Origin of the sequence: Methylotenera sp. N17 (genome assembly GCF_000799155.1) — a bacterium.
Classification (GTDB): Bacteria; Pseudomonadota; Gammaproteobacteria; order Burkholderiales; family Methylophilaceae; genus Methylophilus.
The window spans coordinates 1,262,775-1,285,332 of record NZ_JUGE01000001.1 but is presented as its reverse complement, the minus strand read 5'-3'; the positions used below and the strand labels follow the sequence as shown (position 1 = coordinate 1,285,332).

At 45.5% G+C, this 22,558-nt stretch carries 21 protein-coding genes; 5 read left to right on the top strand and 16 right to left on the bottom strand.

The features are described 5' to 3' along the window. Window positions 1–48: 48 nt before the first annotated feature. The 9 genes from flgJ to flgB all read right to left on the bottom strand — a co-directional run bounded on the left by flgJ (window position 49) and on the right by flgB (window position 7,331). The gene (gene flgJ, locus FG11_RS06155) at window positions 49–993 is read right to left on the bottom strand and encodes a flagellar assembly peptidoglycan hydrolase FlgJ (RefSeq protein ID WP_047533827.1); all 945 of its coding nucleotides are present in this window, start codon (window positions 991–993) and stop codon (window positions 49–51) included. A 2-nt stretch (window positions 994–995) separates the two neighbouring features. Continuing rightward, window positions 996–2,054, bottom strand: coding sequence for a flagellar basal body P-ring protein FlgI (locus tag FG11_RS06150; protein WP_020182180.1), 1,059 nt, complete (start codon window positions 2,052–2,054; stop codon window positions 996–998). A gap of 95 nt (window positions 2,055–2,149) precedes the next feature. After that, complete coding sequence (locus FG11_RS06145) at window positions 2,150–2,812, bottom strand: flagellar basal body L-ring protein FlgH (RefSeq protein ID WP_020182179.1); 663 nt, start codon at window positions 2,810–2,812, stop codon at window positions 2,150–2,152. Between the two features lie 29 nt (window positions 2,813–2,841). After that, complete coding sequence (gene flgG, locus FG11_RS06140; RefSeq protein ID WP_047533825.1) at window positions 2,842–3,624, bottom strand: flagellar basal-body rod protein FlgG; 783 nt, start codon at window positions 3,622–3,624, stop codon at window positions 2,842–2,844. A gap of 68 nt (window positions 3,625–3,692) precedes the next feature. Then, window positions 3,693–4,433 (bottom strand): flagellar basal-body rod protein FlgF, encoded by a 741-nt coding sequence (gene flgF, locus FG11_RS06135; protein WP_020182177.1) that lies wholly within the window; start codon window positions 4,431–4,433, stop codon window positions 3,693–3,695. A 48-nt stretch (window positions 4,434–4,481) separates the two neighbouring features. Next, on the bottom strand, window positions 4,482–5,705 hold the full coding sequence (flgE, locus tag FG11_RS06130; RefSeq protein WP_047533823.1) for a flagellar hook protein FlgE: 1,224 nt from the start codon (window positions 5,703–5,705) through the stop codon (window positions 4,482–4,484). 56 nt (window positions 5,706–5,761) lie between these two features. Further along, on the bottom strand, window positions 5,762–6,433 hold the full coding sequence (locus tag FG11_RS06125; RefSeq protein ID WP_020182175.1) for a flagellar hook assembly protein FlgD: 672 nt from the start codon (window positions 6,431–6,433) through the stop codon (window positions 5,762–5,764). 43 nt (window positions 6,434–6,476) lie between these two features. Next, window positions 6,477–6,881 carry a flagellar basal body rod protein FlgC gene (gene flgC, locus FG11_RS06120; RefSeq protein WP_020182174.1) on the bottom strand — a complete coding sequence of 135 codons (405 nt, stop codon included), beginning with the start codon at window positions 6,879–6,881 and terminating at the stop codon, window positions 6,477–6,479. Between the two features lie 24 nt (window positions 6,882–6,905). Further along, window positions 6,906–7,331, bottom strand: a complete 426-nt coding sequence (gene flgB / locus FG11_RS06115) for a flagellar basal body rod protein FlgB (protein WP_047533821.1) — start codon at window positions 7,329–7,331, stop codon at window positions 6,906–6,908. A 270-nt stretch (window positions 7,332–7,601) separates the two neighbouring features. On the opposite strand from flgB, the gene flgA reads away from it, so the two are divergent. From flgA to FG11_RS13250, 4 genes are all read left to right on the top strand, one after another. Then, window positions 7,602–8,297 carry a flagellar basal body P-ring formation chaperone FlgA gene (gene flgA, locus FG11_RS06110; RefSeq protein ID WP_235276350.1) on the top strand — a complete coding sequence of 232 codons (696 nt, stop codon included), beginning with the start codon at window positions 7,602–7,604 and terminating at the stop codon, window positions 8,295–8,297. Window positions 8,298–8,492: 195 nt separating this feature from the next. After that, window positions 8,493–8,825, top strand: coding sequence for a flagellar biosynthesis anti-sigma factor FlgM (flgM, locus tag FG11_RS06105; RefSeq protein ID WP_020182171.1), 333 nt, complete (start codon window positions 8,493–8,495; stop codon window positions 8,823–8,825). A 13-nt stretch (window positions 8,826–8,838) separates the two neighbouring features. After that, window positions 8,839–9,327 (top strand): flagella synthesis protein FlgN, encoded by a 489-nt coding sequence (locus FG11_RS06100; RefSeq protein WP_020182170.1) that lies wholly within the window; start codon window positions 8,839–8,841, stop codon window positions 9,325–9,327. 234 nt (window positions 9,328–9,561) lie between these two features. Then, window positions 9,562–13,701, top strand: a complete 4,140-nt coding sequence (locus tag FG11_RS13250) for an EAL domain-containing protein (RefSeq protein ID WP_052184962.1) — start codon at window positions 9,562–9,564, stop codon at window positions 13,699–13,701. Window positions 13,702–13,713: 12 nt separating this feature from the next. Here the strand turns inward: FG11_RS13250 and motD are convergent, their stop codons facing one another. From motD to flhB, 7 genes are read right to left on the bottom strand one after another with little or no spacing between them, the layout of a single operon-like run. After that, the gene (gene motD, locus FG11_RS06090; RefSeq protein ID WP_047533819.1) at window positions 13,714–14,550 is read right to left on the bottom strand and encodes a flagellar motor protein MotD; all 837 of its coding nucleotides are present in this window, start codon (window positions 14,548–14,550) and stop codon (window positions 13,714–13,716) included. A gap of 11 nt (window positions 14,551–14,561) precedes the next feature. Further along, entirely contained in the window at window positions 14,562–15,302 is a 741-nt protein-coding gene (locus FG11_RS06085) for a flagellar motor protein (RefSeq protein ID WP_020182167.1), read from the bottom strand. Continuing rightward, window positions 15,284–16,021, bottom strand: coding sequence for an RNA polymerase sigma factor FliA (locus FG11_RS06080; RefSeq protein WP_020182166.1), 738 nt, complete (start codon window positions 16,019–16,021; stop codon window positions 15,284–15,286). Before FG11_RS06080 ends, FG11_RS06085 begins: the two co-directional genes overlap by 19 nt. Window positions 16,022–16,041: 20 nt before the next feature. Next, window positions 16,042–16,866 carry a MinD/ParA family ATP-binding protein gene (locus tag FG11_RS06075; protein ID WP_047533818.1) on the bottom strand — a complete coding sequence of 275 codons (825 nt, stop codon included), beginning with the start codon at window positions 16,864–16,866 and terminating at the stop codon, window positions 16,042–16,044. Further along, window positions 16,859–18,292, bottom strand: a complete 1,434-nt coding sequence (gene flhF, locus FG11_RS06070; RefSeq protein WP_047533816.1) for a flagellar biosynthesis protein FlhF — start codon at window positions 18,290–18,292, stop codon at window positions 16,859–16,861. The genes FG11_RS06075 and flhF overlap by 8 nt, the downstream gene beginning before the upstream one ends. Continuing rightward, the gene (gene flhA, locus FG11_RS06065) at window positions 18,289–20,367 is read right to left on the bottom strand and encodes a flagellar biosynthesis protein FlhA (protein WP_025224425.1); all 2,079 of its coding nucleotides are present in this window, start codon (window positions 20,365–20,367) and stop codon (window positions 18,289–18,291) included. The genes flhF and flhA overlap by 4 nt, the downstream gene beginning before the upstream one ends. Beyond that, complete coding sequence (gene flhB / locus FG11_RS06060; protein WP_020182162.1) at window positions 20,364–21,539, bottom strand: flagellar biosynthesis protein FlhB; 1,176 nt, start codon at window positions 21,537–21,539, stop codon at window positions 20,364–20,366. Before flhB ends, flhA begins: the two co-directional genes overlap by 4 nt. 669 nt (window positions 21,540–22,208) lie before the next feature. On the opposite strand from flhB, the gene flhD reads away from it, so the two are divergent. Continuing rightward, window positions 22,209–22,526: a flagellar transcriptional regulator FlhD gene (gene flhD, locus FG11_RS06055; RefSeq protein ID WP_020182161.1), complete on the top strand. Its 318-nt coding sequence runs from the start codon at window positions 22,209–22,211 to the stop codon at window positions 22,524–22,526. Window positions 22,527–22,558: the final 32 nt, after the last annotated feature.

The window sequence follows — 22,558 nt, the reverse complement described above, 5'->3', positions numbered from 1 at the left end:
CAAAACTTTAATGCGCATTGGTTTTTTTATTACATGCATTATCACCGCTTAAGTAGACATAATTTTCTGAATCACGCTGCTTAACTTCTTCGCATAAGCAGGGTCTGTCGCGTAACCAGCGTTTTGCATGGCCTGTGCATAGTGTTCAACATTGTGCGTATTCGCCACTACTTGTTGGTAACGCGGATTGCTTTTCATCATGTTGGCAAAGTCTTTAAAAGATTCTGCGTAATTGTCATAAGCTCTAAATTTTTCAATACGTTTTTGTTTTACCCCATTGATATATTCTGTGGTCGTGGCTTCTACTACTTTACCTTGCCAGTTGCCAGTGGCTTTAATACCAAACAAGTTATAGCTGGGTGTGCCATCCGCTGCTTTGATTTCTTTTTTGCCCCAACCGGTTTCTAATGCAGCTTGACCTAGCATTAAATGTGATGGCATGCCCGTGCTACGACTTGCAGCTTTGGCATGTTGCACCATTTCTTTTAAAAAGCCTGAGATGCTTTCTGTGACTCTTTCACCGATACTGCTGCTTTTGGCTGGTTTTTCTGTACTATCGGTTGGCGTGACTGCGTTAGTTTTTTTATCTGTGGAATTCGATAAATGTGGTGCAATCAGGCTGTCCACTAAATCGCTGGCAGAGGCGGGCACTTTCTCTAACATCTGGCCTACGTTATCCACTGCTGTTTGTGTGGTTTTGCTCAGTTGGCGCACCAACACGTCGGCAAGCCCCAAGCCTTTTGCGCTTAAATTGCTACTCAATTGCTGGTCGAGCATCGAAGTAAACATCTTGCTTTGCTCGTTATCAAACGCACCATCTTGCGGGTTGGCATCGCGCATGCTTTTCAGCATCATATTCATCAATACAGATTCAAACTGCTTGGCAACGGCTTTGAGTGCTTCGGGCGAGTTTTCTTTGGCCGCGCGCTTGAGTTGATTCAAGCCGTTGGCATCAAACGCTACTTTTCCGGTTAAGTCTGCGCCGTCTATCATGGTTAGATAATCTCAAGTTCCGCACGCAATGCGCCAGCCGCTTTCATGGCTTGCAATATGGCTAACAGGTCTTGCGGGGTCGCGCCAATCGCATTCAATGCTTTGACCACATCAGATAAATTGGCACCACTGTTTAATTTCAATACTTTGCCAGGCTCTTTGGTAATGTCGACTTGTGAAACCGCTGTCGATACCGTTGTGCCATCTGAGAATGCACCAGGTTGGCTGATGACAGGTGCAGTGTTAATGACCACAGACAGATTGCCATGAGAAACTGCGCAGCTGTCTAATGTCACGGCCTTGTTCATTACTACGGAGCCAGTACGTGCATTCAAGATGATTTTGGCAGGCGTAGCAGACGGTGTGACATTGATCGACTCTAAAGACGCTAGAAATGCAACCCGGTTAGTGTTTTCTGGCGTGCGCACTTTAATCACACGGCCATCTTCTGCAAACGCTGTGTTTTGGCCAAAACGACGGTTAATCGCATCCACCACCATGCTCGCTGTAGAGAAGTCGCTTTCTTTTAACTCTAAATTCACGCTACCGCTTTGTGCGATAGGGTTGGGTAGGGCGCGCTCTACGGTAGCACCTTCAGACACTCGACCGACGCTTAAGTGATTGATTTGTGTTTGCGTGCCATTAGCAGAAGCACCTACACCGCCCACCACCAAGTTACCTTGTGCAATGGCGTAAATTTGTCCGTCAGCACCTTTGAGTGGTGTCATCAATAAGGTACCGCCACGTAAGCTCTTGGCGTTACCCATAGAGGAGACAGTAATATCTAAGGTTTGACCAGGTTGTGCAAATGCAGGCAGGCTGCTGGTCACCATCACAGAAGCCACATTTTTAAGTTGCAGGTTGGTGCCGGGTGGTAAATTCACACCCATTTGTTGCATCATGCTGATAATACTTTGCACGGTAAAAGGGGTTTGTGTGGTTTGGTCGCCAGTGCCATCCAAGCCTACTACCAAGCCGTAACCAATCAATTGGTTGCTACGTACGCCTTGAATAGAGGTAATGTCTTTTAAGCGCTCTGCCTGTGCACTGGGCGCAAACATTGCTGCACTGATTAAGCATACACAAAGCACCCCAGAGATGAGGTGACTTATATGTTGCATCAGTTTGTAAGATTGAACATGCATGGGATAGGTCCTTACAGTGCGCTGATACTCAAGAAGAAACGTGCGAACATAGAGGCAACCTCTGCCGCATCAATTTTGCTGTTCGTACGGTATTCAATACGTGCATCTGCAATTTTGGTAGAGCTCACTACGTTACCAATCGTAATCGTGTCTGGATTGACCACACCGGAGAAGCGTACAAACTCTGTGCCTTTATCCAGCGAGATTTGTTTCTCACCACTCACCACTAAGAAGCCATTGGGTAACACTTCGACCACTGTAGCAGTCACGGCACCATTAAATACGTTGCTAGAATTGGCCGCGGCTTTGTCTTCATAGCTGCTAGCTGAGCTTGCAGACATAGTGGCTTTTGGAATAGCTTTGCCTAAGAAGGAAGCAATGGAAGCATCAATTTCGCCGTCTTTGCTGCCGGAACTCCCACCTGCTTTGGTAGCAGAGGTATTTTCTGCAATCGTCACCGTGACGGTATCACCTACATAACGTGGGCGACGATCTTCAAATAAAGGGCGGTAAGCGGCTTGATTAAAAATCGCACCGGATTTCACAGGTACTGCAGCAGCGGCTTGTGGTCTGGCCGTGGTTGGCTGTTTCACGATGCTATCTGGCGTAATGGAGCATGCGCCTAATATGGCCATGGTCGCAATCAGTAATACGTATTTCAATAACTTGTTCATATGCATCTCGCTAGGTGGTTAAACAACCATTACATTTGCGTGAGTTTTTGTAGCATTTGGTCAGACGTAGTAATGGCTTTGCTGTTGATCTCATACGCACGTTGCGTTTGAATCATGTTGACCAGCTCTTCCACCACATTCACGTTAGAAGTCTCTACATAGCCTTGTGTCAGCAAACCAGCGCCATTGCTACCTGGGTTATTGGTGTTGGCATTGCCAGAAGCCGTGGTTTCCACATACAAGTTTTCGCCTTTAGCCATGAGGCCGGCCGGATTAATAAACGTAGCAAGTTGCAGCTGACCAATTTGGGTGGCCGCAGTAGCACCTGTGGTGGTCACCGATACCACGCCATCACGCCCAATGGTGAGACTTTGTGCATTGGCTGGAATGGTAATGGCAGGTTGTACCGGAAAGCCGCTAGAGGTGACTAATTGACCTTGACTATCCATTTGAAAAGAACCATCACGGGTATAAGCAGTAGTGCCATCTGGCAGCAGTACTTGAAAGAAGCCTTGGCCTTGAATCGCCACGTCTTTATCATTGCTGGTGAGTTGTAAGTTGCCTTGCGTAAAAATACGCTCAGTGGCCACGGGTTTTACCCCAGTACCAATCTGTAAGCCAGAAGGCAATTGTGTTTGTTGTGAAGACTGTGCGCCAGGCTGGCGAATGTTTTGATAGAGCAAATCTTCAAATACGGCGCGTGAGCGTTTAAACCCACTGGTACTGACGTTAGCCAAGTTATTGGCAATCACGTCCATTTGCGTTTGTTGCGCGTCTAAACCGGTTTTTGAAATCCAAAGTGAGCGTATCATCATGCATCCTTTCACATAGCGTTGTAAGCAATTTGCTTAACCTTATCACCATGTTAATACAGGCATAACTAACTCATATTGAAGAGTTGACTGGCTTTATTGGCGTTATTCTCAGCACTTGATACCAATTTCATCTGCATTTCAAACTGGCGGGCTAAGCTAATCATGTTGACCATAGAGTCCACGACGTTGACATTGCTACTTTCCAACGCACCACCGACCACGCTGACATTAGCGTCTGCAGGTGCCGGCGTGCCGTTTTTGGTGACAAAGACACCTTCTTCAGAACGCTTCAGGTTATTTAGATCGGGATTCACCAATTTTAAACGACCAATGACGCTAGAGGGGCCGGGTAGGGTGTTGTTAGAAACCGATGAAATAGTACCGTCTTTACCAATCGATACAGTCACATCGGGTGGAATGCTGATGGGGCCGCCATCGCCCATGACTGTCAGGCCATTAGAGGTTTGCAATACGCCATTTTCATTGACTTTAAGCGCGCCGTTGCGGGTGTAACCTTCAGAGCCATCCGGGCGTTGTACTACCAGCCAGCCATTGCCTTGTACTGCGACATCTAAATCACGGCCAGTGTGCTCAATCGCACCGGAGTTGAAATCCGCACCCACGGTGGAGTCCACCACAAAAGCGCGTGTAGGCAGGCCTTGGCCGATAATTGGCACAGCACGGAACGAATCCACTTGTGCTTTAAAGCCAGTAGAGGTGGCATTGGCAAGGTTGTGCGCAGTCGTCGCCTGTTGTTCTAGGATATGTTTTGCGCCTGTCATGGCCGTGTATATCATTTTATCCATCGTCTACTCCTTTAAAGCACTTTTAGCTATTAGCGCTAATTAATTAAATTAGCGTAAGTTCACCAAGGTTTGTAATACTTGGTCTTGCGTTTTAATGGTTTGCGCATTGGCTTGATAAACACGTTGTGCCGTAATCATATTGACCAGTTCTGCCGTGAGGTCGACGTTCGAATCTTCAACTGCTGAAGATTGCAATACGCCAAAACTGCCAGTGTTTGGCGGGCCAACCAATGGATCCCCAGAAGTGCCACTCTCTGCCCAAGCGTTACCACCCAATGATTGCAAACCATTTGGATTGGCAAAATTGGCCAATACGACTTGGCCTAATACACGTGATTCACCATTGGTGTAACGGCCAATAATCATGCCGTTGTTGCTGGTGCTAAAACTTGCCAAACTGCCTGAGGAGTAGCCGTCTTTTTTAGGCGCGCTCACGCTAAAGTCTGAGCCAAATTGTGTGCTGTCGCTGTAATCTAATGTCAGTGAAACAGGGTTTGCGCCGGTGGTAGGTGTAAAGCCAACGGTAGGTAATGCAGGTGCGGAAGTAGGTGCAACACCTGTGCCGCTAAATGTAAGTGTTGAAGTAGGGGTAGGCAATGTCGTGGTAGGTACGCCATCTGCTGTGGTAAATACATCCCATGTGCCAGCGCCAGTTTTTACAAAAAAGCTTTGTACATTATGTGCGTTGCCTAAGCTATCAAACACCGTGACTGCAGTAGAGTTATGGTAGGTTGTTGGATCTGCAGGATCAAAACCAGCAGCAGTCAACGCAGTTTTTCTAGAGTCCAAGTTCACCATCCCAGTGACTTCAGTGGTGGCCTCTGGTTGTAAATCAGAGGTGTTGATGTTGAGTTCTGACGGTGCGCCAGCTGATAACACACCTGATGCATCCGCTGTATAGCCAGTTAAACGGTTACCTTCGCTATTCACAATATAGCCAGCTTTATCCATTTGGAATTGACCATTGCGAGTATAAGTAATCGCGCCGTCATTGCTCATGCGGAAGAAGCCACCGCCATTAATCGCAATATCTAAAGGATTGTTGGTGCCAGTGATATTGCCTTGTGTAAATTGCTGGGCCACTGTAGAAATTTTGGTACCAATCCCAATTTGTGAAGTGCCGCTGCCAGTCAGTGAATTAGCAAATACATCGGCAAACTCAGCACGTGATTGTTTAAACCCAACCGTGTTGGCATTCGATACGTTGTTGCCAATCACTTCTAATGTTTTTGATGCTGCGTTTAATCCGCTTAAACCTTGTTGAAAACTCATGGTGTTCTCCTAAAACTGATACAAATAAATATGGGTGGGTGACACAAACTTAATGACTAAAAAATCTCTTTCACATCAGCCGTGTTGACTGAGCTGTTATTGCTTAAATTGAGCTTAATGCCGCCATTGATGTTAGAAACGCTTAATACCTTGGCGTAGCTGAGTGCAGCGGCATCTACGGCTTGGCCGCCAATTGTGGCGCTTACTTCAATTTTGTAATCGCCAGTGGCTGCAACGGCGCCATCATTGGTTTTGCCATCCCAAGTCAGTGGTAAAGTGCCTTCGCTTTGTGCGCCTAGTTCAACATTACGCACAGTGTTGCCTGCAGCATCTTTAATGGTGATAGATAATTTGTCTGCCCCAACCGGTAGCTCCACACCAAAGTAAGCGCCTGCGCCCTCTGTGGATAGCGTGTTGCCGGAGACCAATACATTGTGCCCAATCATGCCGGAGGCTTGATAAGACTGACCCACTTGTACGCTTGAAATTAATGCCGACATGGTTTCGTTTAATTTATCAATGCCCGTCACAGTAGATAGCTGCGCCATTTGACTGGTGACCTGCGCGTTATCCATTGGGTTCAAAGGGTCTTGGTTTTTCATCTGCGTCACCAGCAGCGTCATAAAACGATCTTGAACATCACCTACGGTCGAGGTATTGGTCTTTTTAGTACCATTGACGTTATCTAATAACGTTTGAGACGGTGCATTGGTTTGTACGGTTGTCATTTGGGTTTCCTTGTCTAAATAGGGCTAGATGGATCAGTAATATTTATTGGCCAAGGCTGAGTGTTTTCATCAGCATTGTTTTAGCCGCATTCATGGTTTCTACATTGTTTTGGTAAGCACGAGAGGCCGAAATCATGTTGACCATTTCTTCGGTCACATTCACATTCGGCATCGTCACATAGCCTTTTTCATCTGCTAGTGGATGCTTGGGGTCGTACACCACTTTGCCAGGCGAGTTATCCTCAACCACTTTATTGACTTTAACGCCATTGGCAGCAGGTGAGGCGCTGGGTATTGCGCTGAACACGACTTGCTTGGCTTTGTAAGGTTTGCCATTGGCGCTGGTGGCGCTATCGGCATTGGCCAAATTACTGGCGACTGTGTTTAAGCGCTGCGATTGCGCGCTCATGGCGGAACCGGAAATATTAAATACGTTAAATAAAGACATCATTCACTCCTTTATAAAGGAAAATTACTGGCCGGTGATGGCCGTAAGCATCTTTTTAATCTGACCGTTAATCATGGTCAGGCTGGCTTCATAACGCAGGCCGTTATCTACAAATTGATTACGCTCCACATCCATATCAACCGTATTGCCATCCACGCTGCCTTGGATAATCGGCCTGAACAGCGGCTCATTGGGTCCGGCAGATGTATTGTTACCTGCGCCATTGATATGCATGGATGAGGTTTTGCTCAAGCCATCGCTTACCGCGCCTTGTATCTGGCTGCCTTGCGTCAGTGCGTTCTGCATGGCTGATTTAAAATCAATATCCCGCGCCTTATAATTAGGCGTATCCGCATTGGCAATGTTGGCCGCAATCACTTCTTGGCGTTGGCTACGCACCCGTAGCGCGTTTTGGTGAAAACTTAAAGCTGCATCTAATTTATTTAACATCTGCAATTCCTTCCATCGAACACCGAGTAAGCGCTTATGCCTATTTATTGGGTATTCTTGTATCAGTCTTGCCGTAAGTTTAAGACGCATACCTGCTATTTGATTTTGCAAGTAAACGGATAAAACCCGTCCTTTTCTTGCCTTTAGTTGTACGGCAAATGCGTAGAATGCATCATTAATTCAATGTAGATATGGATGTTGATTATGCAAATGATCAGTAGAAAGTCATTTAAAATCATGTGGTTGACATGCGTTTGTAGCGCGGCTTGCATGATGGTGAGTCCATTATCTTTTGCAGAAGAGGCGGGGGCTGCCCGCGTGGCAGCCTATGAGCAAGTACCCAACAAACAAAATCTAGCCCTACTCAAAGAAAAAATCATTGCATTCTTAGCCGTGCAAACGGTCGGGTACCCTGGCAAAGTCGATATCAAAGCCGGTGCCATTGATCCTAACCTCAAGTTAGCCGCATGTGGTGACGTTAATGTATTTATTCCCAGTGGCAGTCGCCCATGGGGCAAGACCAGCGTGGGTGTGCGTTGCTCATCACCACAGTGGACGATTTATGTGCAAGCAACTGTGAGCGTACAAGCGCAATATTTGGTCGCTGTAAATCCATTAGTGCAAGGTCAGCAAATTACTGCACAAGACATGATGTTTGAGACTGGTGATTTAACGCAATTGCCAGCGGGTATTTTCACAGAAGCCAGTCAAGCTGTTGGACGTACCGCAAACATCTCCATGCGTGCAGGCACTGTGCTACGACAAGACATGTTAAAAGCCAGCCCGGTAGTGCAGCAGGGGCAAATGGTGATGGTGATCTCGCAAGGACAGGGGTTTTCTGTCTCAGCAGAAGGTCAAGCCATGGCAAAGGCCAGTGATGGTCAGGTAGTACAGGTTAAAGTCAGTAATGGGCAGTACATTTCAGGCATTGCCCGTACCGGTGGAAAAGTTGAAGTAAACTATTAATAAGTTTATTTAATATGTTGAATTAAAAAGTTTAATTTTTAAAATTTAAGTTAAACTAGTGGGAATTAAAAAAATCATCACAAAGGATTAAAGTTCGCTTAAACTATGCCGATACCACTCATATAGAGATGTATTAATCAATACATAGATTACCTAGGCAGATTGAGCATAGTGTTTCGCGAAAAGGATTTCACCATGAAAATTAATGATTCCATCAAAAACAAACTGGAGCACGGTGTAGATACACTGAGTGCTGACAAAGCAAGTGCTGGCAAGCGTTCCAGTACAGGTGGTGTAGCTGACAACAAGTCTACAGTCGCGGCTGCATCAAGCGAAAATGTCACCTTGTCTCCTATGTCTGTACAACTGCAAGCAATTGCTTCAGAAGTCTCCACTTCTGGCGTGTTTGATACAGAAAAAGTCAATGCCATCAAATCGGCGATTGAAAGTGGTCAATTTAAAGTCAATTCAGAGAAAGTAGCGGATGGCTTGATTGATACTGTGAAAGATTTGCTGAAAAACAAATAAATCGAGGTTACTTATGCACGCACCATCATCAGCAGCACAAGCATCACGTTCGGCAATCACGTTTGAACAAGATGCCTTATTGGTGAATCAACTATTGTCTGATTTGCAAAAAGAGCAGGCTGCATTAGTGGTGTCTGACATTGATGCAATCGAACAACTGATTGATAAACGTTTGGTGCTGTTGCAGCAGTTGAGCGTTGCAGCTAAGAATCGCTATGATGCATTGGCACAGCAAGGCTACGAAGCGAATGAAAAAGGCATGGCACAATGGCTAAAAGCGCAAGCCAAGCCAATATTGAACCGCGCTTGGGAAACTTTTCAGAAGGCTTTAGTGCAAGCAAAAGAATTGAATCGATTAAACGGCGTACTCATCAATAAACATTTCAATCGCAATCAACAGGTGTTAGGCCATTTACAAGGCGAATCTGTACGCACAGATACCTACGGTAAAAACGGTCAAGCTAAATCACAGCATTATCTGCGCAGCTCACTCGTTGTTTAATAAAGTTTTACAAATCAATTGACAACCATCAAGAATGTTAGCATCATTCTGCTTTAAATCTACTCCATAAATATACATCAATAAGTGTATGTTTATACAATAAAAACAATAAGTTGAACATCGTTGCTTTTGAACATACGTGTGGTTTTCTAGATTAAATGGGCTTGACACAAGTAGGCTTATCAATTGCAGCAAGTAGAAATCCGTTTGACTTGATTAGATTGAAAGTTGAATATGGAACCTACTGACCCATCTGTGGATAAAGCTGGCAAACACGCTTTAGACCTGCTTTCAAAAATCACCCTGCACTTACAAGGTATGATTTATCAATTTCGGATGAAGTCTGATAAATCCACCAGTATTCCATTCTCCAGTCCACAAATCAAAGAGCTGTTTGCGCTTAACCCTGACGATGTGAAAGACGATGCCAGCGCATTGCTTACGCGCATTGACCCACGTGATTACGATCGCTTTATATTAGCTGGCCGCCAATCTGCACAACAGTTGTCTGCTTGGCAGTGCGAGTTCCGTGTGCATTTGCCAGATGGCAGGGTACGTTGGCTGTTTGGCAACTCTACGCCTGAGTTAGAGCCGGATGGCAGTATATTGTGGACCGGTTATATCAAAGATATTACCGAGAATAAACAGCTAAAAGAAGCGGCCATCATGGGTGGCATTGCATTACACGCAAAACTGGGTTCCATTCCGGATTTGTTGTTTGAATCCGATGAGCATGGCATTTGCCTATTGGTGCATTCGGCCTCGCAAGAGCTGTTGGCCGCTTCGCCAAATGCTTTTATGGGCGAACCCATTCATGAGTTTCTGCCATCGCAGGCTTGTGAAGCGATTTTAGCCGCCATACAAGAAGCTAAGCAGCACGGACGCTCTCAAGATAAGCATTTTAGTTTGGAGATTTTGCAAGGTAAACGCTGGTTTGAGTTGTCTGTGGTAAATAATGTAAAAGACGATGATGCGCACACCTATGTTGTGTTGGTGCGCGATGTGACCGAACAGAAAAAAACACAAGAGAAGCTGCGGATTGATGCCTATGCTTTCCGTGCCATCTCTCAGGGTGTATTGGTGGCCGATGCTAACCGGAAAATTGTAGCGGTCAATGATGCGTTTACTAGAATCACTGGTTACTTGCTGAGTGATTTGCAAGAGCAGCATTTGGATTTTTTATACTCGGCGCATACCAATGCTGATGCCTTATTAGAAATTCAGCAACTACTTACACAGAATCTCTCTTTCTCTGGGGAAGTCATCAGCTATCACAAAGAGGGAAACCCGTTCCTGAACGAGCTCACCATCACGCCGGTGCTGGATGAATATAATGCAGCCAGCAATTTTGTGTGTGTGATCCGAGACATTACAGAACAAAACGCACTGCACAATGCCATTGAAGAGTCTCGTTATTTATTGGTTACCGTGATTGATGCTGCGCCATCGAGAATTTTTTGGAAAGACAAACATTCACGTTATTTAGGCTGCAACAAAGCATTTGCCTTAGAAATGGGCTTAAGCGACCCTTCTGAAATTTATGGGAAAAGTGATGAGGACTTTTTTCCGTCAGCGCATGCCGAAAAATTTAGGCAGGATGATGCTGCGATTATGGCCGCGGGTGTGCCTAAGTTGTTTTACGAGGAAGAAGTCACCAATGGCCAAGGCAAACATGATTGGGCACTGAAGTCCAAAGTGCCACTCAGCAATGCGCGTAATGAGATTATTGGCCTACTGGGTGTATTTGACATTATTACTGAACGTAAACAAGAACAAGAGAAACTGCGTAAAACCCAGCATGCATTATTGGAGTCTAGTGAGCGTTATGTGGATTTGTACGAGTTTGCCCCGATTGGCTATTTAACAGTCAATGAGCAAGGCATGGTGTCAGAAGCCAATTGGAAAGCTAGGTCTATTCTTGGTATTAAGCGCAAAGAACTAGGTAAAGAGCGCTTTGCACGTTATGTCGCGCAGCAAGATAAAAAGTATTGGCAATCACAGTTTGCTGCATTAAAAGCGTTGCAAGAGGGCGCAGAGCTGGCATTTGAGATTGGGTTAGCAGACGAAGAAACTGGGACACATGTTGATGTAAAACTTACATGCGTACGTACGCATGTGACTGAAGACCATGCGATGGTCAGAATGACGTTGTTTGATATTACCGCCAGCAAGCAGGCCGATTTTGAGCTGAGGCAGAAAGAAGCGTATCAACGTTCTTTGTTGGATAATTTCCCATTCATGGTCTGGTTAAAAGACAAAGATAGTCGATTCTTAACCGTGAATGAGGCGTTTTTGCATGCATGCGGTGCCGATACTTTAGAGCAGGTGATTGGCAAAACCGATTCAGATTTTTGGCCGCCTGATTTGGCTGATTCTTATAGATCTCAGGACAAAGCGGTCATGATTAGCCGTGAGCCCAAGACGCTGGATGCAATTATAGAGGTGGAAGGTAATCGTTTATGGTTTGAAGCTTACAAATCGCCAGTCATTGTAGAAGACAAAGTCGTGGGTACAGTGGGTTTTGCCAGAGATATTTCTAACCGTCGGCGGATATCAAATTACGAGCAATTTAGAAGTCGCATGCTGGAACTGGTGGTGCGCGAAGAAAACCTGCAAGTGCTTTTAGATAGTATTGTAGCGGGTATTGAACAGCTCAATCCCTCTATGTTTTGTTTGATTGCCATGCTTGCGGAGAATGGAAAGCAACTGACAGTAGTATCTGCCCTAAGTTTGCCAGAAGGCTTTGTGGATGCACTAGAAGGCATGAAAATCGGCATGGGAATGGGCTCGATTGGTACGGCGGCATTTATTAAAAAACGGGTGATTGTAGAGGATGTGATGACGCATCCTTACTGGACTAAGAACCGAGAAATTGCCCAGAAATATGGCATTGGTTCCAGTTGGGCGGAGCCCATTATTGGGGCAAAAGGCAATGTGCTGGGTGCCTTTGGCATTTATCACCATGAGGCGCATGCGCCGGATGAGTACGACATGATATTGATTGAGCAGTCCGCGCGCCTGATCAGCATCGCCTTAGAGCGTAGCGAATCCATTTCTAAGATTGCGCACTTAGCCTATTATGACGACGTCACCGGCTTGCCCAATCGCAGATTCTTATTTGAGCAACTCAAGCGTTCCATGGCGATGAATCTTGAATCTGGGGCCAATAGTGCGCTGATGTATCTGGATTTAGACCAGTTTAAAACGGTGAACGATTCACGCGGCCATGATATAGGCGATATGCTGTTAGTAGAGGTGGCCAATCGCTTAAGAGCCAATCTGCAAGCTGCCGATACGATTGCACGCGTAGGTGGCGATGAGTTTGTTGTGCTGGTCGAAAACCTAAGTAGTGAGTTGATTGAGGCGGCCAAGCAAGTAGAAATTGTCGCAGATCGTATTTTAAAAGTACTGAACAAACCATTCACGATTGCCAAGCAAAAACATCATAGCAGCGCCAGTGTGGGCATTACCCTGTTTGGGCAGCAGAAAATGGATGCAGAGGATGTGTTGCAACAATCTGATATTGCCATGTTCCAGGCCAAAAAAGCAGGGCGCAATACCTTTAGGTTCTTTGACCCTAAAATGCAAGCCAACATCACAGCATTGGTGGGTTTAGAAACAGAGCTGAGAAAAGCCATCAACGAATGCCAGCTCAAACTCTACTACCAAGTGCAAGTCGATCATTTAGGACAGCCATTTGGTGCGGAAGCGCTCATTCGCTGGCTACACCCAGAGCGCGGCATGATTTCGCCGGCCGAGTTTATTCCTCTGGCGGAAGAAAGTGGTTTGATTATCCCGATTGGTACATGGGTGCTAGATACCGCTTGTGCACAAATCAAAGCATGGCAGGCGGATCCCAATACCCGTGAGCTGACTTTGTCTGTGAATATTAGTGCCAAGCAGTTTAGACAAGTGGATTTTGTGCAGCAAGTGAAAGCCAGCATACAAAAACATGGCATTGATGCGATGCATTTGCGCTTAGAGCTGACAGAAAGCATGTTGTTGGAAAATGTAGAAGAAACCGTAGAGTACATGAATGCGCTGGGGCAGGTTGGCGTGCAGTTCTCGCTAGATGATTTTGGTACGGGTTATTCATCGCTGCAATATTTAAAACGGTTACCGCTCTATCAGCTTAAGATAGACCAGTCTTTTGTGCGCGATATTGTGACAGATAGCCACGATAGGACGATTGTGCGTACGATCATTGCCATGGCGCAAAGTATGTACATCGGCGTGATTGCGGAAGGGGTAGAAACCCATGAGCAGCGCGAACTCTTGCTTACCAATGGGTGCCGTCGTTACCAAGGTTACTTTTTTGGTAAGCCATTGCCCATTGAGCAATTCAATGCAATTTTAAAGCTGAGTAAACAATAATACGCAGGCCAGTTATGGCACTTGTGGTGTGATTTCTTGCAGTTTGACTTCTTGAGGTTTAATTTCTTGAGGTTTAATTTCTAGCGTATCTTGCAATTCGTTTTTTGTCTCATACAAAATCATGATCGATACGCGACGGTTCTTTGCCCGACCAAACTCGGTGTCACTACTGCTAATAGGTTGGGTGGCGCCGTAGCCTAGTGCGCTTAAACGCGTTTCTACTACGCCTGCTGCATTTAGCATGCGTACTACTGTACTGGCACGTACTGCGGAGAGCTCCCAGTTGGAGTAAAACTGGTGTGTATGTATCGGCGTATCGTCAGTGTGGCCTTCTACCTGAATCAAGCGTTGGTTGGCGTTCAAAATCACTGCGATTTCGTTGATGATTTCCACAGCAGAATCTGCAAGGTCTGCGGAGCCAGAGTTAAACAATACGCTATCGTTAATATCGATGCGCACGCCACGGTTATTTTGCATCACTTGTACTTTACCATCCTGTATCATCAGTGCAAGCTTGTTAGAAAGATCAACGCCTAACTTAGCCATGTTTTCACGCTCACGTTTCGATTTCTCTTGATACAAATAACTCAGTGGTAATGGTTTAATCAGCGATTTTTCCGGTTGCGGTTTTACGTCTATTTTTTTTTGCTGTGGCACTGTTGGTGCGCTATCGCCGCTAAATGCAGTATCTATGGCGTTAGTCAGCGCATTGTATTTGCTGAGATTCACGGATGAAATGGCATACATCACCACAAAAAAGGCAAACAGCAGGGTAATAAAGTCTGCATACGATACTAACCAGCGGTCTGGGTTATCGTCATCATCGTCCAGTGGTTTTCTTCTAATCATGATTCGTCACATCAGTGTAAGTAAGACTGCAAACGCTCTTCCACAATTTTCGGATGGTCGCCGCGTGCAATCGATACCCAGGCATTCAGTAGCATTTCTCGGCGCATCATCTCGTGCGTAATCAAGGCTTTAAGCTTGCTGGCGATGGGTAAAAACACTAAGTTAGCAAAGCCTACGCCATAAATGGTGGCGACAAAGGCAACTGCGATACCACTGCCCAATTTGCTGGGGTCAGATAAATTTTCCATCACATGGATTAAGCCAATTACTGCACCTAAAATGCCAATGGTGGGCGCGTAGCCACCCGCTGCACTCCAAATTTTGGCGGCATTGCGTTGTTTGAGTTCATAAAAATGGATATCAATCGCACAAATCTCACGAATACGGTCAGGCGGTGTACCGTCGATCATCAGTTGTAAGCCTTTGCGAATGAACAGATCAGTTTCGCGGCCTAAATAACTTTCCAACATAAAAATGCCTTCTTTACGTGCATATGTGGCCCAAGCGCTGATGCGTGCAGCCAACTCACGGCGATCATCATGTGGCGTGATAAATACATGTTTCGCCATCACTACGCCTTCTATAAAGCTTGCATAATTGGTTTGCAGCAATACTGCGCCGCAAGTGCCAAATAGCACAATCAGCAGCGCAGCTGGCTGTACCAATGAGGCAATTTGCCCACCCTCTACCGCTTGGCCAACAACCAGTGCGAGCAGGGCAATGGCTAGGCCAGCTAAACTACCCCAGTCCATGCTCTTTCTTTCAAATGTGCACGTAAGCGGCCAACCGCTTGGCTATGTAATTGACATACGCGGGATTCGGATACGTTCATGACGGCACCAATCTCTTTGAGGTTGAGCTCTTGCTCGTAGTAAAGTCCCATCAATATTTTTTCACGCTCGGGCAACGCTTCAATCGATTCAATGAGCGCATCACGGAAATCACTTTCCAGCAGGCCTTTGATCGGGTCGCTGTTCTCGTCGTCTACATAGCGGTCTAAAAAGTGCTCACCACCACTTTCATCATCATGAAAGTCTTCGTAATACACCAGTTGATGGCCTTGGCAATCGCCCAGTGTTTCGTAGTAATCATTGAGCGAGACATCCAACTTTTTAGCAATCTCGTTTTCTGAAGGTGCTCTGCCAAGTTGTTGTTCCAACTGATGGATAGCTGCTTCAATATCACGCATATTCTTGCGAATGCTACGCGGTAGCCAATCTGCGCTACGCAACTCATCTAACATAGAACCACGGATACGCTGGGCGGCATACGTTTCAAATTGCGCGCCATGCGTGTCTTCATAACGGTTAATCGCATCCAGCAGTCCTATCATGCCAGCCTGTATTAAATCGTCTAGCTCAACACTGGGCGGTAGTTTTGCCTTGAGTTGATAGGCGAGTTTTTTCACCATGGTGGCATGCTTGGTCAGCATTTCACTTTTTTGATCGTGTTTACCAGTAACTGTATACATAAATAACCTCTGGCCTAAATTCAGGCAAATTGTGCAGGCGTAAAATCTGCAGGAGTAGCGTGCTTATAATCTAATTTAAGTGCCATTTTCTTAAACGCGTTAGAGGCGGTTGCCAATGGAAATGCATCGATGACAGATCGGCCTAATTGCGAGGCTTTGCTTATGTGATCATCTTTGGGAATCGCACCAAAATACTCTAAATCAATGCGCATATAGCGTTTAGCCACAGATGAAATATTGTTAAACACCACTTTGGCTTGCTGTTCAGTAGCATCGTCCACAATGATGCCAAAGTGACGACGGCCTAATTGACTGTAGACCTTTTTAATCATGGCATACGCATCTTTAATCGATTCTGGCTGACGCGTGAGCTGGATAATAATTTCGCCATCGTTGAGCAAACTAATGGGTAGTAAATGAGCCTTATTGAGTGAAGCGTCTACCAATAAAATCTCGTACTGATCGGCCAAGGTATGAAATACTTGGGTTAAGTATTCGCTCATGGTGTGATTCAACATCTGATCCAATTGGCTTTTCTGCATCATTTTGGCAATGGAGAAACCATGTTGCGATAAATGAATGGCTTTGTTTAATCCCATTTTTTTACCGGCAGTATCCACCAAAGTAGGTAGGGCGTTAATGCCATAATAAGTCTCAGAAGACTCTTTAGAGGCATGGATGACTAATGTCTTATTGCCTTGGTCGCTGATCGATGCTGCAAGATTCGTCATCAGACGAGATTTATCTTGCGTAGCGGCAGCCGAGATAATAGAAATAATACGTGGCGCAGGCGCCGCCATGATCCTACGTAAGCCAGCCGCTTGGTCTTGTGGCACATTAAGCATGGTTCACCTCCGTCGCTTTCACGTAATCTGCGTAGTTATCTACATTGGCCACCACAAATGGCAATTCTTCTTCCAAGTATTGGAAAGGCCAGCTGGTCGAATTCAATGTCAATGCTCTAGAAATCAACTCTACTTTGTTGGCCACTTGCATGTCTTCTGGCACGCGTTGACCGTGCGTGGTGTAGTACAGTTTTAATTTCTCGCGGATGATGACGTCTAAGGTATTGCCAATGGTCGCGGCTTCATCCAATTTAGTGATAATGCAGCCATCCAACGCGCGGCCTTTATAGGCACGGATCACATCAGTTAATGTTTCACCGGTGCAAGTAGCGTTCAGGCACAGCAATTTTTTGATATTCACATTCATTTTAGAAAGCATGGCGATTTGTTCTGTCACCATGCGGTCACGTTGGCTCACACCTACGGTATCCACCAAAATGCAGTGTTTGTGTTTGAGTTCATTCAAGGCGATTTTCAAATCGGCTTCATCTTTCACTGCATAGACCATCACGCCTAAAATCTTGCCGTAGATACGCAGTTGCTCATGACCACCAATCCTGTAGCCATCTGTAGTGATGAGGCCTAAGTTTTGTGTGCCATGCTTCATGACATAACGCGCTGCCAATTTAGCCGTAGTAGTGGTTTTACCCACGCCAGTTGGGCCTACCAAAGCAAATACGCCGCCTTGGTCTAATAATTCGCTTTCGTCTTTAATCGTATCCAGATTTCTGGCCAATGCACCTTTGATCCAAGCCAATGCGCGGTTCATTTCTAGGCTATTCGGCAATTTTTCTGCCAACTGTCTAGAAAGTGATGCGCTAAAGTTAGCGGCTAATAAAGTGCTCAATATTTTGGCTTTCACCGGGTTGTGTTGCAGATTGTTGTTCCATGCCATGGCCGTTAACTGTGTTTCCACACGGCTACGCATGCCACGCATTTCATTCAACATCATGCTAAATTGTTGACTTAACTCTTGGTGAGACAAGCCACTCATATCGTCATTTGCTTGCATATCAAAACTGGGTTGTGCGATAGGTGCGCGTCTAGGTGAAGTTTCTTGTCTAGGCGAAACTTTGGCTGCCGGCATTACTGCTTTGGGTTTTTCTGGCACAAACTCTGGTGCTTTCACAGCACGTTTGTTTTGATTGAGAATGGAAAGCAGGGTAGGCGCATCCGCGTAATCCTCTTCCTCTTCATCTTCAAACGTTTCTTGTGGGAGCTGCATGGTCGGGCTATCCAGCATATCTGCGCTGAGTGGGCTGAACTGGTTAGCCATCGCGTGCATGTCTGCCTCGCTGACTGCAAGAATCTCATTGCCACCATTGCTGGCACGGTTAGAAATAATTACCGCGTCTTCGCCTAAGGCTTTACGTACCATGCTCAACGCTTCGCGTGAGTTTTTTCCGAAAAATCGTTTAATGTTCATGCTTGACCTCCAATAAGACTAGTGACGCGAATGGTTTTTGAATCTGGTAATTCTTCGTGTGACAACACGCGAAGATGTGGAACGGAACGGCGTAAAAATTTTGCAAGTGCTGCGCGTAATGGCGCTGGCACTAATAACACAGGCGTTAAGCCCATTTGTTCGTGTTGTTTAGAGGCAGTCTCGGCTTGTCTGGCTAAGGCTTCGGCAATGCCTGGCTCTATAGATGTATTGTTGGCTGCATTGTTTTGTAAGGCTTGCAATAAAATACGCTCTAGGTTGCCGTCTAACGTCATGGCAGTCACTTCGTTACCAATTGGGAACAAGTCTTGCACAATGGCGCGACCCAATTTCACGCGTACTAGCGCAGTCAAATCGCCAGCATCTTGTGTTTGGATTGCATGCTCGGACAGCGTTTCCAAAATAGTACGCATGTCACGGATATGCACACCTTCTGTCAGTAAGTTTTGCAGCACTTTTTGTACGAGTGCGAACGATAAGAGTTTAGGCACTAAGTCTTCAACCAATTTAGGTGATTCTTTACCTACGTGATCCAAGAGTTTTTGTACTTCTTCACGGCCTAATAACTCGGCTGCGTGCATCGAAATCATGTGATTCAAATGTGTGGCAATCACGGTGCCAGCGTCTACCACGGTATAGCCCATGGCTTGTGCATGGTCACGCATGTTGGCATCTACCCACACTGCTGGCAAACCAAAGGCAGGGTCTGTCGTTACGGCACCTTCTAATTGGCCTGTCACCGTTCCTGGATCAATCGCTAAAAACTGACCAAAGTTTGATTCACCTGTAGCTACCTCAACCCCTTTAAGGGTGACGCGGTAGCTGTTTGGGCGTAACTCTAAGTTATCGCGAATATGCACGGTAGGTGCTAAGAAGCCAACTTCCTGTGCGAATTTTTTGCGGATACCTTTAATGCGTTTAAGCAAGTCACCGCCTTGTGCTTTATCTACCAATGGAATCAGGCGGTAACCCACTTCTAGGCCCACGATATCGACCGGCACTACATCATCCCAGCTGGCTTCTTCTACTTCGGTCACCACTTCTGCCGGTGCTTCTACTTCTGGTTCAAGCGCTGCTTGTGTTTTTTGTTTGTCCACCACATACGCAATACCGGCCAAAATAGAAGCCAATAATAGGAACGCAAAGTGCGGCATACCTGGAATCAAACCAATACCACCGATAATGCCTGCAGTCAGGTAAATCACAGTTGGGTTATTGAATAGTTGGGTAATCAGTTGACCGCCAATGTCTTCGTTGTTGGCTACGCGTGATACCACCACACCAGCCGCGACAGAGATAATGAGTGAAGGGATCTGTGCGACCAAGCCATCACCAATGGCTAATAAAGTATAATTTTTAACGGCATCGCCAAACTGCAGGTCATGTTGCACCATGCCCACAATCAACCCGCCGACAATGTTGATGATGATGACCAAGATGCCAGCAATCGCGTCACCACGTACATATTTACTGGCACCGTCCATCGCGCCGTAGAATTCAGATTCTTGGCCCACTTCGGTACGGCGACGACGTGCTTCATCTTCGCCAATCAAGCCAGCGTTTAAATCCGCATCAATCGCCATTTGTTTACCTGGCATCGCATCTAAAGTAAAGCGTGCGCCGACTTCTGCAATACGGCCAGCACCTTTGGTAATCACGGTAAAGTTAATGATGGTGAGGATAATGAATACCACGATACCCACTGCATAGTTACCACCAATCAAGAAGTGGCCAAACGCTTCAATCACTTTACCTGCTGCGTCTGGGCCAGTATGACCTTCTGTCAGTACTACACGGGTAGAAGCCACGTTGAGGGATAAGCGCAACATGGTAGTCATCAGCAACACAGTAGGGAAAGCAATGAAGTCCAAAGCTTTTCTAGTTTGCAGACCGATCATCAAGACCAAGATAGACAACGCAATATTAAAGCTGAAGAACACGTCCAGCATAATCGCTGGCAATGGCAAAATCATCATGGCCAATAGCATGATGATGATGACTGGTGCGGCAGCGGAACGTGCGCCCATATTGGCTAACCATGGAGGTAAGTTGTTCATGCTAAGCCTCCTTGTGCCATTAAGTTAGGTGCTGGGATCAAGCTATGTGGGTCTAGTGCATCAGGTACTGGCAAGGCTTTTGGTACTTCTGGTTGGTAGCCGCCTTGTTGTTTAAACATACGCAATTGGAATACATACGCTAAGACTTCAGCCACTGCCGCATATAAAGCTTCAGGGATTTCTTGATCTAGTTCTGTATGAGCATATAAGGCACGGGCAAGTTTAGGAGACTCGAGCGTGACAATATTGTTATCTTTGGCAATCTCACGGATTTTAAGCGCAACAGCATCTGCACCTTTGGCCACTACAATCGGTGCGCTCATGCCTGCTTCTTGGTATTTCACAGCAACGGCGTAGTGGGTTGGGTTAGTGATGACCACATCCGCTGTTGGGATTTTTGACATCATGCGGCGGCGTGCCATCTCACGTTGTTGTTGGCGAATCTTGGCTTTGATTTCTGGATTACCTTCGGCTTCTTTAGATTCTTGTTTGATCTCTTCTTTGGTCATTTTGTGTTTTTCAGCGTAGTGATAGAGCTGATAAGGCACATCAATTGCTGCAATAAAAATCAATGCAGCCACAATCGTTAAGAAGCCTGAGAGCATTAAATCACTTACTTCACCAATGCCAGCTTCTAGCGGCATATTAGAAAGTGACAGAATCGGTTTTAAGTCGTTACTGACTACCCAGTAAGCAACACCAGCAACGATGATGGCTTTGCCTACGGACTTGATAAGTTCGACCACAGCATTTTTAGAGAACATATTGCTGATGCCTTGTAATGGATTCAGGCGATTGAATTGCGGCACGAATGCTTTATTACTGAATACCCAGCCGCCTACTAATATAGGAGACGCAACTGCAACGGCAAGTAGTACCAATGCCAGTGGAGCAAATGCAATCAATAAATCGAATACGGTATGCGAGACGCGCATTAATAGTACGGCAGGATCAAATGCTACAGTACGGTCAAACTCTAAGCCGGAACGTAGCGATTGCTTTAATGCGGTGTTCAGAGGTTGCTGCATCATCATTAAGCTCAAGCCAGAAGCAAACAACACAGCACATGCCGCCAACTCGCGAGAGCGGGGCACATCGCCTTCTTCCCTAGCTTTTTCTAATCGCTTGGGGGAGGCCTGTTCTGTTTTTTCTAAATCGCTTTCTTCAGCCATGATGATCTCTAACTATTCATTACCTCTTAGTGGATGATTGAATTATTAGATAACTCATGACAATTACATCTTGAGAATAAAAGGGTTTATCCCCCCCTTTCTTTTGTCCAGTAGCATGTTTTTTGTTTGAAAAGATGCATTTTTTCTACAAATAATAAATATTTTTAATTTTATTATTATTTAAATTCAATGGTTTATGAACTTTTTTAAAAATATTTTAAATTTCCCCTAAAGTTTTTTTAAGGCGGGCCGTTAGTGAAGTTAATGCGTCAATAGATGAAAAAAAGTGAGCACGGGCAATTGCAATTGGTGGCAGAGATGCGACAGCCCGATGTAACGGCACTATTTAACGACACCATGTAACGACACTATGTAGATAAACTTTAATTATTTTTAAACTATTTTTGGAATTTAATGCAATGAAAGTCGATTTTTAACCGTATTTAGCATCACGCTTGTACTAAGTGATGATGTCTAAGTCATTGATTTTAAAATAACCCATCAGCAGCACGTAGGCGTTTGTAGGACAAACGCCTACGTGCTCGCGTCCGTTTCACTTACGTAATTAACCGACAAACCCCAATTGTTGCTAGGCATCAATAAGTTCAAAGTACGCCTAACGCAACACAACATGTTTTTAAAGTTAACCAGACAAGAATGGGGTCAATCATGAATCAAGAAGAAATGATGTTAGAGATTAAAGATGCAAACCTTAACTACTTAATGTTGGCACAACAATTAATTCGTTCCGATAAAGCAACAGCAATTTTCCGTTTAGGTATCAGCAAAGACATTGCAGACTTGTTAGAAGGCTTGAGCAACTTACAACTTCTAAAATTGTGTAATACCAACATGATGTTAGCACGCTTCCGTTTTGATGATAGCGATATTTTAGGCATGTTGACTAACTACACTAAAGATCGTGCACAAGCACACCTACATACAGCAGTGTTGATGGCAGGCCAAACTGCCGATGCAATGGCTTAGTTTTTGAGACATTCGATCTCTAAAAGATATTA